Annotated in this window: 14 protein-coding genes; 5 read left to right on the forward strand and 9 right to left on the reverse strand. The window is 63.7% G+C overall.

All coding sequences use genetic code 11. From position 1 onward, the window contains the following. The first annotated feature begins 79 nt into the window (after nt 1–79). Together NATTI_RS0101000 and NATTI_RS0101005 are read left to right on the forward strand one after the other, a co-directional pair. Nucleotides 80–1,057 carry a PLP-dependent cysteine synthase family protein gene (locus NATTI_RS0101000; RefSeq protein WP_006091571.1) on the forward strand — a complete coding sequence of 326 codons (978 nt, stop codon included), beginning with the start codon at nt 80–82 and terminating at the stop codon, nt 1,055–1,057. A 124-nt stretch (nt 1,058–1,181) separates the two neighbouring features. Then, nucleotides 1,182–1,829: a hypothetical protein gene (locus NATTI_RS0101005; protein ID WP_006091573.1), complete on the forward strand. Its 648-nt coding sequence runs from the start codon at nt 1,182–1,184 to the stop codon at nt 1,827–1,829. A 27-nt stretch (nt 1,830–1,856) separates the two neighbouring features. Here NATTI_RS0101005 and NATTI_RS0101010 read toward each other — a convergent pair whose 3' ends face one another. From NATTI_RS0101010 to NATTI_RS0101035, 6 genes are all read right to left on the reverse strand, one after another. Then, complete coding sequence (locus tag NATTI_RS0101010) at nt 1,857–2,495, reverse strand: DUF5804 family protein (RefSeq protein WP_006091575.1); 639 nt, start codon at nt 2,493–2,495, stop codon at nt 1,857–1,859. A 71-nt stretch (nt 2,496–2,566) separates the two neighbouring features. Beyond that, entirely contained in the window at nt 2,567–2,773 is a 207-nt protein-coding gene (locus NATTI_RS0101015) for a hypothetical protein (protein ID WP_006091577.1), read from the reverse strand. An 82-nt stretch (nt 2,774–2,855) separates the two neighbouring features. Beyond that, nucleotides 2,856–3,518 (reverse strand): helix-turn-helix domain-containing protein, encoded by a 663-nt coding sequence (locus NATTI_RS0101020; RefSeq protein ID WP_006091579.1) that lies wholly within the window; start codon nt 3,516–3,518, stop codon nt 2,856–2,858. Between the two features lie 55 nt (nt 3,519–3,573). After that, on the reverse strand, nt 3,574–4,752 hold the full coding sequence (locus tag NATTI_RS0101025) for a tRNA sulfurtransferase (RefSeq protein WP_006091581.1): 1,179 nt from the start codon (nt 4,750–4,752) through the stop codon (nt 3,574–3,576). A gap of 106 nt (nt 4,753–4,858) precedes the next feature. Continuing rightward, a complete protein-coding gene (locus tag NATTI_RS0101030; RefSeq protein WP_241434377.1) occupies nt 4,859–5,344 on the reverse strand; it encodes an ester cyclase in 486 nt (161 codons plus the stop codon). A gap of 148 nt (nt 5,345–5,492) precedes the next feature. Beyond that, complete coding sequence (locus NATTI_RS0101035) at nt 5,493–6,722, reverse strand: MFS transporter (protein WP_006091584.1); 1,230 nt, start codon at nt 6,720–6,722, stop codon at nt 5,493–5,495. A 232-nt stretch (nt 6,723–6,954) separates the two neighbouring features. Here NATTI_RS0101035 and NATTI_RS0101040 point away from each other — a divergent pair, with 232 nt between their 5' ends. Further along, nucleotides 6,955–7,638: a DUF4336 domain-containing protein gene (locus NATTI_RS0101040; RefSeq protein WP_006091585.1), complete on the forward strand. Its 684-nt coding sequence runs from the start codon at nt 6,955–6,957 to the stop codon at nt 7,636–7,638. A gap of 33 nt (nt 7,639–7,671) precedes the next feature. Here NATTI_RS0101040 and NATTI_RS0101045 read toward each other — a convergent pair whose 3' ends face one another. Next, nucleotides 7,672–8,877: a methionine adenosyltransferase gene (locus tag NATTI_RS0101045; protein ID WP_006091587.1), complete on the reverse strand. Its 1,206-nt coding sequence runs from the start codon at nt 8,875–8,877 to the stop codon at nt 7,672–7,674. A gap of 125 nt (nt 8,878–9,002) precedes the next feature. Beyond that, entirely contained in the window at nt 9,003–9,560 is a 558-nt protein-coding gene (cyaB, locus tag NATTI_RS0101050; protein WP_006091588.1) for a class IV adenylate cyclase, read from the reverse strand. A 94-nt stretch (nt 9,561–9,654) separates the two neighbouring features. On the opposite strand from cyaB, the gene NATTI_RS0101055 reads away from it, so the two are divergent. Both NATTI_RS0101055 and NATTI_RS27275 read left to right on the forward strand, forming a co-directional pair. Further along, nucleotides 9,655–10,617: an FKBP-type peptidyl-prolyl cis-trans isomerase gene (locus NATTI_RS0101055; RefSeq protein WP_006091590.1), complete on the forward strand. Its 963-nt coding sequence runs from the start codon at nt 9,655–9,657 to the stop codon at nt 10,615–10,617. A gap of 468 nt (nt 10,618–11,085) precedes the next feature. Next, entirely contained in the window at nt 11,086–11,220 is a 135-nt protein-coding gene (locus NATTI_RS27275) for a DUF7503 family protein (RefSeq protein ID WP_006091591.1), read from the forward strand. Between the two features lie 22 nt (nt 11,221–11,242). On the opposite strand, the gene NATTI_RS0101065 is transcribed toward NATTI_RS27275, so the two are convergent. Continuing rightward, nucleotides 11,243–13,330, reverse strand: coding sequence for a hypothetical protein (locus NATTI_RS0101065; protein WP_006091592.1), 2,088 nt, complete (start codon nt 13,328–13,330; stop codon nt 11,243–11,245). Nucleotides 13,331–13,344: the final 14 nt, after the last annotated feature.

Raw genomic sequence — 13,344 nt, forward strand, 5'->3', positions numbered from 1 at the left:
CGATCCCGATATCCGATACACCGGCACGTCCTGCCAGTGTCCAGCATCGGTTTATGGCTCGACTCCCTAGGTGTTGGCAATGAAAGGGAGTATCCTGGACACGATCGGCTCGCCGCTCGTCCAGGTCGACTCGCCGGAAGGCGTGACCGTCGCCGCGAAGGTCGAATCCTTCAATCCCGGCGGCTCGGCCAAAGATCGGCCGGCCCTCCAGATGATCCGGGCGGCCGAACGCGACGGCACGATCGAACCCGGCGACCGGCTCGTCGAACCGACCAGCGGAAACACTGGAATCGGTCTCGCGCTGGTCTGTGCGGCCCGAGACTACGATCTGACGATCGTGATGCCGTCGGACAAATCCGCGGAACGTCGCCGAATCATGGCAGCCTACGGCGCCGACCTCGAGTTAGTCGACGGCAACATGGAAACGGCCCGCGCTCGAGCCGACGAACTCGAGGCGGAGGGTGCGATCCAGCTAGGCCAGTTCGAGAACCCGGCAAATCCCGAGGCTCATTACCAGACGACCGGGAACGAGATCGTCGAACAGGTCGGCGACCGCGAGATCGACGCCTTCGTCGCCGGCGTCGGCACCGGCGGCACGATTTCGGGCACCGGCCGCCGACTCCGCGAGGAGTTCCCGGAGATGGATATCGTCGCCGTCGAACCGGCCACGAACGCCGTCCTCTCGACGGGCGAGGCCGGCGACGACGACTTCCAGGGGATGGGACCTGGCTTCGTCAGCGACAACCTCGATCTCGACCTGATCGATCGCGTCGAGACCGTCGAACTCGAGGAGGCCGAAGCCGAGTGTCGTCGCCTCGCACGCGAGGAAGGCGTCCTCGTCGGCCAATCCAGCGGCGCGACGAGTCTGATCTCACAACAGATCGCTCGCGAAATCGCCGAGCCTACCCTCGACTGTCCCGAGGTGCCGGGCGCGTTCGACGAACCGGCCGCGACGCCGGAGCCGGACGGTGGCGAACAACTCGACGACTGCCCGCTCGTCGTGACTGTCTTCTGGGACAGCGGCGAGCGATACCTCTCGACGGGGCTGTTCGACTGAAAACGCCTCGAGCGGGGCGAACACCCCCGACTGGTTGCACGATGAAATGGGGTGCCCCAAACACCAAAACCGCTCTTTCACCTTGGCCAACGTACTTTACCCGTCTCCGTCTACGTCATCAGTGATGACGGAGTCCTCCAGACGAACGCTACTGTGTGCTAGTGCCGGCCTGCTCACCCTCTCAGCCGGCTGTCTCGACGAATTCGGCGGCGCGACGAGCGACGACAGCCCGGCGGACGACGATTCCGATGGGAACGGTCCGGGGTCCAGTGGTAATGAGACCGACTCCACTGCTACCGGGGATCTCGAGAGCACGGACAACGTGTCCTTCGACCACACGGACGTGCCGATGGAGCCCGAAGCGACGCTCGTCACCAGCGCGGACCGCGCCGACAGATGGCTCGACGACCACGAGTTCGCCGACGACGTGATTCCCGAGTTCGTCGAGGAAACGTTGTTCGAGGAGTCGGTGCTGATCGCCCTCGAGAGCGACGCGCCGACCCTCTGTTATGAGATGGTACTCGAGGAGGTAACGCTCGAGGAGACCGACGAATCCGACGACGGCGACGCTCAACTCTCGCTCGACGCAGCGGTGATCGACGAATCCGACGACGATGAGGTGTGTGCACAGCAGATGATCGCCGTCGGTCAACTCGTCCGCGCGACGTTCGACGGCGAACCCGCGACCAGCGCGTCGGTGACGATCGACGATGCCGACGGTGAGACACACGAATTTACCATCGACGTCGAGAGCGATAGCGACGAGTCTTGATCGGACCGACTCCGTCTGGATGACAGCTCAAGGTGCGTGTTCGGCTTCGGTGAGTCGAACGACCAGCGTCTCCTCGACATCACGAAGGTCGTACTCCGGAAGTTCGCCGTCGGTTCGGCGGACGTACAGCGGTTCGACGAGACGCCACTGCGAGCCGACGAACCCTACAGTATCGCTCGACTCGGTTCCGTCGGCCGGACTCGAGTCGGACTCGCCGTCGGCATCCGGGTCACTCGTCTCAGCCGACTCGGCCGATGCCGTCGCCGCTCCGGCAGGGGTCCCACCGTCGCTCGCCGCGCTCGACTGTTCCGTGCCGTCCGGCTCCGGTCCGACTCGCTCGAGACCGTAGATCTTGCAGAACTCGGCCGTTTCGGCCGATTCGACGGCGCCGTTGCGGAGTTCCGTGGCGAGCGGCCGCGAGAGCCACTCGTCGTCGCTGACGCTGGGTTCCTGGACGAGCGCTTCGTCGACGAAGCGAGTGAGATACCAGTTCAGGTCGTTCAACAGCGAGATAGCAGCGCCGACGCTGACCGTCTGGAGGGCGATCGAGTTCTCGAAGGGGCGCTCGAGGTCGTACGTCGAGAGCGCCTCGCGGGACGTCTCCCGGGAGAGGAGTTCGTACTGGAGGTTACAGTCGGCCGTCCCGATGAGACAGACGCGCGTCACTGGTTTTCCTTCGGTGCGTCGGCGTAATGTGGGTTTCGCTCCCCGTCGGGAGGGAAGCGAACCGAAGTCGATCAGTCGTCGCTCGCGAACCTGTCGATGTGTTCGACATCGAGGTTGCTGACCGGTACGTCCTGCCCGATCGTGAACTCGGAGGTCGCGCCGCAGTCGTAACATTCGATGACGATCTCGGTTTCGTGAGCGAGAATCCCAGCGTCCGTGTCGCCGCTGCAGGCCGGACACGAAAGCCAGTCCTGAAATCGGTAATCGACTTCTGTCATGCGCTTCTATCGAGCGGGTAATCACTCGAAATCCGAGTAGTCCGCCGTTGACCGATCAATTCGTTTTTGTGGGGTGGGCTACTCAGTCGAAATCCGCGACAGACGATAACAATACTCGCCGAAGAATCTTTTCGTTGCCGCGGCGAATCCGATCGGAGAGCGCTTGACGGCTGATGTCGAGCTCCGCCCCCAGTTCGTCGAGATCGGCCTCGCTCGGCGTCTCGAAGTAGCCGTTTCGGAGCGCGAGGACGAGCGCCTCGCGCTGTTCTTCGGAGAGGCCAAAGCGGTGGCCGCGATCCGAGTCCTCGGTCAGCGTGTACGTTCGCTCGACGTGGACGGTGATCTCGTGGTCCGTCAGATAGTTGTAGAGCGTCGTGAGCTTCTCGTGGTCGTTGAACCGCAGGCGGAACATCCAGTTCCCGTTCGCGCGGCCCTCGAGGACGGTCGCCTCCGTGGCGGCGATGCCCGTCAGCAGGCCGTCGTCGTCGTGGTCCTCCCATTCGATGCGGTAGAGGCCGCTCTTGCCGATCCTGTCGACGGCTAACAGCTCCTTGACGTACTTGCTCCCCCGAACCGTCGACTCGAACGACGGCAGGTCGTTGCCGGTCGCCCAGACGAACGGCATGATCTCGTTCTCGGTCGGGACGATGCGCTCGAGTTCGAGGACGACGTTCGGCGTGCTCGACAGGGCCTGCCCGAGAACGAACTCCTCCGGTTCGATGGAAAACTCCAGAATAACGCTCATACCGACTCAACCCGCGCCACCATCGTAGCCGTTGCTATCGTGGCGATGCGTGAGACTACGGCTCGACCAGTTCGGCGTTTCGAGCGGCTTCTTCGGCCCGCTCGAGCAGGTCCTCGGGTTCCGCGTTCAGGAGCGGCTCCAGACGAGCGTTCGTCTCGACGCGATCCGGTGCGACACGATTACAGCCGGCGTTGATCGTCGAGTCGGTGTAGGTGCCGATCTCACGGGCCCTCGCAACGATGTCCTGCTTGTCCAACGTCAGCAGCGGGCGGTGGATCGGCAGGCGAGCGGCGCGACTCGTCACGCCGAGGTTCCGGACGGTCTGGCTGGACTTCTGTCCCACGGCTTCGCCGGTGACGATCCCGTTAGCGTTGACGCGCTCCGCCAGTGTCTCGGCGGCCCGGTAGAAAAAGCGACGCAGGGAGAGCATTCGCCCCTGCTCCATCTCGCTGACCAGCAGATCCACCGTCTCGCCCCCCGGAATCTTGTACACTTGCATGTCGAAATTGGGCGCGTACCGCGAGAGCTTCCGTACGGTTTCCATCGCACGCGCCTCGTGGTCGATACCGCCGTAGGCCCCGAGATCGACGTACGCCGGCACGATGGGACAGCCGCGTTTCATCATCTCGTAGGCCGCGACCGGCGAGTCGATGCCGCCGCTGACAAGCGCGATCACCGGCTCTTGAGCGCCGAGTGGCAATCCGCCAGGACCCGGAACGTGCTCGAGGTAGACGAACGCGAACTCCTCGCGTACCTCGACGCCGAAGGTGATGTCCGGATCGTCGAGGTCAACTTCGGGGTGGAACTCGTCTTCGACGGCCTTCCAGATGGCCGTCCCGCCCTCGCGGGCGAGGTCCTCGCTGTCGTAGGGGAGCGTCTTATCGGCCCGTCGGGCGTCGATCGCAAAGGTTCCGCCGGTGTACCGTTCGCGGGCCGTCTCGACGAGTGCCTCGAGGATGCGATCCTTTTCGGTACTGACGACCAGTGCGGGGCTCGCGGAGACGATTCCGAACGCGTCCGTTGCGGCCGCGGTCGCCTCCGCGACGGACGCTTCAGTGGTGTGAATCAACGGTCGGTTCCACCGCTGTTCGACGTCGCCGGGGATCGAGCGGTCGGCCAACAGGGCCTCGAGGTTTTCGACGAGGATCTCCTCCATGTACCGCTTGACGGTGTTGCTCTTGGTGTTGACGTCACCGTGACGGAGGAGGACGGTGTCGGCTCCCGGCGGGTGCATAGGCGGAATAGACGGGCGGGGCTATAAGGGGATTACGAGGGACGGACGAGAGCCGAGTCACGGAGTCGAGTCAGCTGACATCTCGGACGGACGGATGACCCGTGAGCTACCGGCGGCCGGTGAGCTTTCGGTAGGCCAGTTTCGGGAGCTGTCCGACGACTGCCGGAAACTCGAGTCCCAACTGGGCGTTTCCGTCCGCCGTATCCCAGTAGGTCCGGCCGGTGGTCAGCTTTCCGCCCTCGAGACGGACGGTCGACATCCCTCTGAGGATCAGCTGACGGCCGGTCGGCGGAATGCCCTCGAGCGGCCCGTCATGGGTTCCCGTGAGCGTCCACTCCACCAGCACGACGTCGTCGTCGGCGACGACCGACTCGGGCAGGACGTGAAAGTCAGGAAAGGCGGCTTCCGTCGCTCGGAGATACTCGCGGAACTCGCGGGGCCCGCGAACTGGTTCTGAGAGCATCGGATCCGTGTACGTGAACGCGTCGTCGACGAACTCCGGGACCCTGTCGAACTCGTGGTCCTGCCAGAGTGCGGTCACGTAGTCGTGGACGATGCGTTCGTTCTGTTGGGGGATAGCGTCTACTTCCATAATTTCATTCGGGTACGTTCGGGTTTCTCGCGGGCTCTCGGCGGCGAACGGCCGCTCGAGGAACGTCACGGGGCGACGAGAACGTACACGTCTACAGGCGCTCTGAAGCGTTAACCCTTCCTTCGGAGAGCCGCATCCGTCGCGTCGGCTAGCTAACCGATTCGCTGATCGTCGGACTCAGGCGTCCGGTGTGGGAGTAAATTCCGACGAGCAAGACGACGCCCGCGAGCATCGGCACGACCGCGCTGACGCCGTAGATAATCTCGAAGCCGACGACGTCGACCAGCGGGAGCGAGACGAGCGGGCCGAGCCCGCCCCCGACGTCGCCGAGGACGTTGTTCGTCCCCATCGCACGACCGACGCGCTCCTCGGGCGTCAGGTCCGCGAGCAACGCTGTCAACGGCCCGCCGACGCCGCCCTGTCCGGCACCGATCAGGAGACACGCGAGGACCAGCACCTCGAAACTCGAGCCGAACGCCAGAATCACGAAGCCGACGCAGGACGTGATCAGAAAGCCGATCATGACGGGGACGCGCGCGCCGACCGAGTCGCTCAGGTAGCCGCCGCCGAGCGTGAACACCGCGCCGGCCAGCACCGTCAGCCCCATCAGCATCCCCGATGAACCCTGCGCGTCGAGTCCGAAGATGGAGACGGCACGGACGTCGAGCAACAGGACGAGCGTCGAGAAGAGGACGCCGATGTACGCGAAGTAGAGCCCGAAGTTGACGAGCCCGATCGTCAGCGCCGGGACGCTCGTATCCACGTCCCAGGGCTTGACCGACGTCTGTTCTTCATCGACGTGGGTCTCGGGAACGATCAGATAGGCGATGATGCTCGCGAAACCGGCGAAGGCGGCCGCGAGGACGAACGCTTCGACGTTTCCCCAGACGTCGCTGACGACGCCGCCGAGGACGAGTCCGGCGGGGAAGCCGAAAGTGATGCCCGCCCGGACGATGCCCATGCTGGTCCCCCTCGAGTCGGCCTCGCTCACGTCGGCGGTGATCGTGTACGCGGTCGCGAAGACGAGCGCACTGCCGATCCCCCAGAGGATGCGGGCGATCATGAACCAGAACTCGGGCATCGGCGAGAGGATCGCGACGACGTACATGAACGTCGCGACGCCCTCGATCGCCAGTCCCGCGACGAACGGTTTTCGGGTGCCGATCCGGTCGACGAGGATCCCGGCCGGCGCGTTCGCGACGAGGCGCGTGAACCGATTCGCGCTCAGAATGAGGCCGACCATGAACGCCGAGATGCCGAGCACCTCGCCCAGATTCGGCAGGATCGGGAAGATGACGCCGCCGCCGAAGCCGACGAAGAAGGTACTCGCGACGACGGCGAGGACGATCCGGTTCGAACTGACAGAGGGGGTGCTCACTGGCGATCGCTCTCGAGTGCTGTGTCGATCCGTAACTCGCTCGGTTGTGCGAACGGGGCTGTGGCTAAAGGGCCTATCGAAACCGGTGATCCCTCGGGGCGAAGGCGTCCTCCTCGTTGTGCTCTCTGTGCCCTCGAGACCGAGTGCAGTGTTGGAGATCCAGCTGCCCGGTCCCAGTCACTCGGAGTCGACTATTCGTTATATACGTTGCCTCGGTGACAGAACGGGTACGATGTTCACACAGCGAGGCGACCGGTTCTGGACCTACGAGGAACCCCTCCGGTTTTTCGGCGTCGAACTCGGGCGGATCATGTCCGTAATGAAGCTCTCGAGCGGCGGCCTCTTCGTCCAGTCGCCGGCGGAACTGACTCCGGAACTGAAAAGAGCGCTCGACGACCTCGGCGAGGTCCGGTTCGTCGCAGCGACGAGCAAACTCCACGGTCACCTGTACATGGAACAGTACAGGGCCGCGTATCCGGACGTCGAACTACTGGCCGCCCCCGGCCTCGCCGCACGTCGGACCGATCTGCAATTCGATCACCTACTGGGCGATACGCCCGATCCGCGGTGGGGTACTGATATCGATCAGGCGGCGATCGTCGGCCACCGGTGGCTCACCGAAATCGCCTTTTTTCACCGTCCGAGCCGGACGCTCATTCTCGGCGATGTCGGCTTCCACATCGGCGAACGCAGCCCACTGAAGACCCGTCTCGTGGCCCGCACCCTGCGCATCTACGAGCGGATCAGCCCGCCGATCGAGCTCCGGCTCACGATCACGAACGAGGCGACGTTCCGGCGTTCGATACGGGACGTTCTCGCGTGGGACTTCGACCGCGTCGTGCCCGGTCACGGCGAGATCGTCGATTCCGGGGGAAAACGGGCGGTTCTCGATGGCTACGACTGGCTGCTCGAGTAACGGTCGGAAAAACGCGACTCTCGGGACCGACGCTTAGAACGTCGTCAGTTCGCCGTCGATCACGCGACGCGTGATTCCGGTGACATCGGCGAGTTCGGCGTCGACGATCGCGTTGACCTCGTCCTCGACGTCGCCGAGCGCGACGCCCTCTTCGGTGACGACGTGGACGTCGGCGACGTGTGGCTGGTCGATCGGACGGCCGATCTGGGAGAGCAATCGGACGCGCAGGTCGCGGATGCCGTCGACCTCGCCGACGACCTCCTCGGCGATTTCGGTCGAGAGCAGGTTGTAGATCTTCCCGATGTGATTGACCGGGTTCTTCCCACTCGTGGCTTCCATCGACATCGAGCGGTTGGGTGTGATGAGTCCGTTCGCGCGGTTGCCGCGGCCGACGGAGCCGTCGTCGCCCTGCTCGGCGGAGGTGCCCGTCACCGTGAGATAAATCGAGCCTTCGTCGTAGTCGTCGGCCGTGTTGACGTGGACGTCGACCGCGCGGTCGGTGTGTTCGTTCGCGACCCCCTCGACGAACTCGCGGACGGACTCGACGGCGTCGATATAGGCGTCCAGATCTGCGATGTGCTCGTCGACCATCGCCGCGGCGACGGTGACGTCGATCTCGTCGCCCTCGCGTTTGCCCATGATTTTGACGTCCGAACCGACGTACGGATTCTTCTCGGCGAACTCGCCGTTGAGTCGGTGTTCGGCCTCGAGGACGATCTGTTCGGTTTCGGTCAGGGGCGCGTGGCCGACGCCGAAACTCGTGTCGTTGGCCATCGGGACGCTCACTTCGTCCTCGCCGAAGACCTCCTGCAGATCGCCGCTTCCCTCGCCGAGTTTAACGTCGACGATGATGTCTTCCCCGAAGGTCAGCTGGGGGATCGTCTCCTCCAGGTACTCGCGTGCGGCGCGCAGCGCGATGGGCTCGGCCGGGATGGTCTGGCCTTCGTAGTGTTTGGTCGCGCGGCCGACGATCAGCAGATAGATGGGATCGACGACTTCACCGCCGCCAAACGCGGGTGCGGCCTCGCCGGCGACGAGCTGTGTCTCGTCGGTGTTGAAGTGCAACACTTCGCCCACGCGGTCGATGTACTCGCGAGCCAGTGCGCCGGCGACGGCCTCGGCGATGCCGTCACAGATCGAGTCCGGGTGTCCGATTCCCTTCCGCTCGACGATCTCGACTTCCTGGTCCTCTACTGCCTGACGGTCGATCGGCTCGACCCGAATATTCCGCTCACTCATTACCGGGAATTGGGGGACAGGCGTTCTATAACTTGCGGAAACAAAATCGAAACGAAAATGTTTGGAAGTAATACGGGTTGCCCGTCCGAGCGCCGGATACGTGCATCTACCGTGACTCGGCGATGTCAGGACTCGAGCAACAGTCCCAAATACGACGTCCGAAGCTGCTCGCCGGGATCCAGTTCGAGTCGCTCGAGGACGTCGTACGCCCCGTCGCGCGCCGACTCGAGGTCGGCCTCCGTCTCCACCTCGGTCTCGACCTCGACGTACTCGCCGACGCCGTCAACGGAGTCGAGGGTGATCGTGTAGTCGTACTCGCCGTTTTCGAGGGCGAAGCGCTCGCGTTCCTTGCGGACCGTCGCGGCGGGCTCGAAGCCGAGGTTCGTCAGGACGGCGTTCATCGTCTCGCCGTCCTCGACTGCCGTTTCGTGTTCCTCGCGGCTCTTGGATTGCTCGTCCAGCAGGGGTCCCTTATACGTGATACGCGTCTCGTCGCTGCCAGCCTCGGGATTCGACTCCCGACGGATTCGAAGGGCTTCGTCGGTCTCGACGAACGAGCGGTGGGGCGCGTCGTAGTACGTATCCTCCTGGACGATTGCCCGCTCGCGGGTTCCATCGCGGGCCTCGAGCCGAGTCCTGACCGCCTCGAGGTCCGCCGGAACCTTCACTTCGACTTCGTACATGGACGGAGAGACGAAAAGCGGTCGTAAGTATCGGTCGCTCTCCGTCTCGCATGAAAACGTGTACCTTAAATGTAGACGGCGGGACGTACAACGTATGACCGAGGAACAGGAGGCCGAGCTCGAGGAGCAGGCCGATGACGCCGACGCAGAAGGAGACGAGAGCGCCGAGGAAGCCGAGGGGCTTCAACACGGCGACTTCGTCGAGATCGACTACACCGCCTACACCGCAGAGGGTGACCAGCTGGTCGACACGACCGACCCCGAAGTCGCCGAGGAGGAGGGTGTCGACGACCAAGGTCAGGAGTTCAAGCCGCGAACGATCGTGCTGGGTGAGGGCCACATCTTCGAGGGCGTCGAAGACGCACTCACCGGCAGCGAAACCGGTGACACCGGTAGCGTAACGATCCCCGCCGAGGAGGCCTTCGGCGAGCACGACCCCGACGACGTCCAGACCGTCAGCGCCGAGAAAATCGACGAGGACGACCGCTACCCCGGTGCGAACGTGCAGATCGACGGCCAACAGGGCTACATCAGCACGATCATCGGCGGTCGCGCCCGCGTCGACTTCAACCACCCGCTGGCCGGCGAGGACGTCGAGTACGAGTTCGAGATTCTCGAGGAAGTCGACGACCGCGAACAGCAGGCCGCCGGCCTGTTCGAGATGTACCTCGGGATGGAGCCCGAACTCTGGATCCAGACCGATGAAGTCGAAGAGGAAGTTCCCGTCGAGCCCGACGAGGACGACGAGGACGCCGAGCCCGAGTTCGAGACCGAGACCGTCGAGAAGGAGACGGTCTACCTCGAGGCCACGCCCCAGATGACCATGAACCAGCAGTGGATGATGGGCAAACAGCAGATCGGCCAGCAGATCATCGACCAGATCGGTGTCGACCGCGTCATCGTCCAGGAGACCATCGACGGGATGGGCATGGGCGGAATGGGCGGCATGATGGGCGGTATGGGTGGCATGGGCGGCGGCGACATCGAGGAGGCCCTCGAAGACGCCGACGTCGACGCTGACGAAATCGTCGAAGAGCTCGAAGGCGCCGAAGAGTAACGTCGTTCGTCCGGTTCGATTTTCGTATAGTAACAACTGGAACTGGTTACACACCGATCGCACTATCCGCGGTTCTCGCTCACTCCGTACGCTCCGAACCGCTTACGCTCCGAACCGCGCGGCCGTCGTGCGATCGGGTGTGCACTGACTTCCAGTGGCTACTATATTTTCCCGCTCGAGCACCGGCTCCCGATCCGATCGGCACTCCGGGCACAGAGTCGAATCGGTTCGCGCCTTCACTCTCGCTTTCGTTGGACCCTGTCACAACCTGAAATCGTTGGTTACTCGATAGCCGATTCTCATGTCGTCCAGTCAGATCGCACAACTCAGCGGCCCTGCTGAAGTAAGCCTCTTTTGTTCACGGAATAAACAATAAGTTGTTTCGTCGGTACCTGTAAGGTCTAATTACTTCAGTGACGAATACCTTGAGTTAATTATATTATCCTACTCGATCAAGGAACAGTCGCAATGTCCGAAAGCAAATCCCAGATCCGAACGTTCTTCGCCGAGCATCCGCGACTGATGGGCGTCCTGTTCGCAGCGTGCGTACTACTTTCACAGGCCGGCACCGCCGTTGCCGGGAACGGTGGCGGAACGTACTGAGAGTCGAGACAGCGTTCTTTTGTCACATGTAGCTAAACCGGTCGTCGGTCGACCAGCAGTGCTCACCGTCGTACTCGACCGCGATCTCCTCGAGTCCTAAAAACCGAGCGAGTGCGTCTCCTGAGAGGTCGATCGGGGGTAGTTCCTTGCCCGCGAGATAGTGTCGATCGACGCCGTCGAGGTAGGGAATGTACTGGGCGCCGACGCCGCTGTCGACGTGGTAGAGCTGGAGGAAGAGCCGATAGCGCCCGTCGTCGATCGGTTCGATGCGACAGCTGTTCGGAACGATGCTTCCGGATTGTCCGACGGCCAGGCCACCGTCTCCGACGACGATGTACTGGTTGCCGACGAGTCGGTACGACCGCGCCATCGCGACCGCGGACCGAAGCGTGAACCCGTTGTTCAGGAGTCGGGCGACGAACTGTCCCACGGCGATCGCGTCCTGATTTCCGACCTCGCTGAGCGTGACGATGCCCCCGACGCCGCCGCTCTCGATCACTTGCGTTCCGATCTCGTACGATTGACAGCCGTTGATGAGAAAGGCGTCGACGCCGACATCCGCGAGGGTACTCGGGTCGAGCATGCCGTCGCGACAGACGAACGCGTCGTCCTCGACGTGGCCGACGTAGTGCAAGAAGTCGACGTCCTCGGCGAAGAGCCGCCGCAGTTCGTCGCCGCTGACGTTCCGATGGACGGTTGCGTCGAAGGGAAGTTCCTCGCGGTCGCCGTACAGGCCGTCGTCGGTCGCCTCGAGTTCGGCCGCCATTCGCTCGTCGTTACAGACGATCGTTACCTCGACGCCGTCACCCGACGGGGTCCTCTCGAGTCCGTTCTCGAAGCCGGCTTGGAGGAGTTTGTTCGCGCCGATCGGGATCCCCTCGCCGAGCCACGCCCGCTCGAAGGCGTCGACCTCGGGGATCGAAACGTACGAATCGATTCCCCGGTCGGCCGCTGACTCGCCCTCTCCGGAGCGGGGAGTCGATCTGGTGAAAGCCTCGATCTCGCTCGGGATCGACGGCGCCGTAGCTGGCTCCGGATTCGTGGGCAGCGACCGAACGCTCGCGAGTTCGTAGGCCAGATACGGGAGCGCGGTCGCGTTCTCGGCAGCTGACGACGTGTACGTGACCAGCCGCCATCGGGGAACGAGATCCGCGACGGCGTCGAACGGAATCGAGAGGGCCGTGGCGAGTCGGTCGGCCAGTGGCTGCTCGTAGAGGTCGTCGAACGCCAGTTCGAGGCGGTCCGCGACGCACTGGCGCTCGTACAGTTCGACCGGATAGAACCCCTCCGTTCGGGTCACGCAGTCGATAAAAAAGACGTGCTTGAGAACGCGGTCGACCAGCCGATCGAACGTGTACTCGGGGCGGTCCAGCGAGTACTCGAAGCCGCGGTCGGTCTCGATTCGCGGCCGAGAACCCGTCTCGACCGTTGCGCCGAGATAGTAGCCGAGCGAGCAGATCGTATAGAGGGCCGATCGCTCCGGTGGAACGACGATCCTGACGCCCGTGTCGGGGGTCTCGAGTGCGTCAGGAATTCGAACGTCGTCGGCCAGTGCGAGCCGCGGCGGGTGACCCCGGAACGACGGCAGCGAGCGCTCGGGGCTGGTCGTCTTCAGCGCGGAGCCAAAGGTCGATACGGCCCGCGCCAGATCGTCCGGATCGGCGGTCGTCTCGACCGTGGTTGCGGGCCGTTCGTGGCGCGAACGCGCACCCAGTCGGACGGTCGTCGCCTCGCCGAAGTGAAACGCCAGGCGGTCGTCGGACGACGCGATGGTCAACTCGCCGTGGACGCGAACGTAGAGTTTGATCGGCGCCATCAACTCGACGAGGTACGTCCCGTCGGGCAGCGTTTCGTAGGCGTAGTGTTCGGTCTCGAGCAGCATCTTCCCCTCCGGATCGCGAACGTACGTCGGAACGACGAAGGGGAGGACCAGTCGTTCGGTCGTCACCGCGACAGCGGCGTCGACCGGGAAGTAGAAGTCGTCCGTTTCGACCGCGGTCGGCGTGACCCGTTCCGACAGCCGGATCGGGCACTGTCGGTTCTCGATCGGATCGACGACCGTGAGTCCCGGTCTGTCGTCGGCCGGCTGAAACGTCGGTGTCAGTGTCATTCGTCGAGGATCGT

The organism is Natronorubrum tibetense GA33, from assembly GCF_000383975.1.
GTDB lineage: Archaea > Halobacteriota > Halobacteria > Halobacteriales > Natrialbaceae > Natronorubrum > Natronorubrum tibetense.

Excerpts from the sequence above, each read along its gene's own strand:
- NATTI_RS0101000 (WP_006091571.1), top strand. The coding sequence starts at position 80 with ATGAAAGGGAGTATCCTGGACACGATCGGCTCGCCGCTCGTCCAGGTC.
- NATTI_RS0101005 (WP_006091573.1), top strand. The coding sequence starts at position 1,182 with ATGACGGAGTCCTCCAGACGAACGCTACTGTGTGCTAGTGCCGGCCTG.
- NATTI_RS0101015 (WP_006091577.1), bottom strand. The coding sequence starts at position 2,773 with ATGACAGAAGTCGATTACCGATTTCAGGACTGGCTTTCGTGTCCGGCC.
- NATTI_RS0101020 (WP_006091579.1), bottom strand. The coding sequence starts at position 3,518 with ATGAGCGTTATTCTGGAGTTTTCCATCGAACCGGAGGAGTTCGTTCTC.
- NATTI_RS0101025 (WP_006091581.1), bottom strand. The coding sequence starts at position 4,752 with ATGCACCCGCCGGGAGCCGACACCGTCCTCCTCCGTCACGGTGACGTC.
- NATTI_RS0101030 (WP_241434377.1), bottom strand. The coding sequence starts at position 5,344 with ATGGAAGTAGACGCTATCCCCCAACAGAACGAACGCATCGTCCACGAC.
- NATTI_RS0101040 (WP_006091585.1), top strand. The coding sequence starts at position 6,955 with ATGTTCACACAGCGAGGCGACCGGTTCTGGACCTACGAGGAACCCCTC.
- NATTI_RS0101045 (WP_006091587.1), bottom strand. The coding sequence starts at position 8,877 with ATGAGTGAGCGGAATATTCGGGTCGAGCCGATCGACCGTCAGGCAGTA.
- cyaB (WP_006091588.1), bottom strand. The coding sequence starts at position 9,560 with ATGTACGAAGTCGAAGTGAAGGTTCCGGCGGACCTCGAGGCGGTCAGG.
- NATTI_RS0101055 (WP_006091590.1), top strand. The coding sequence starts at position 9,655 with ATGACCGAGGAACAGGAGGCCGAGCTCGAGGAGCAGGCCGATGACGCC.
- NATTI_RS27275 (WP_006091591.1), top strand. The coding sequence starts at position 11,086 with ATGTCCGAAAGCAAATCCCAGATCCGAACGTTCTTCGCCGAGCATCCG.
- NATTI_RS0101065 (WP_006091592.1), bottom strand. The coding sequence starts at position 13,330 with ATGACACTGACACCGACGTTTCAGCCGGCCGACGACAGACCGGGACTC.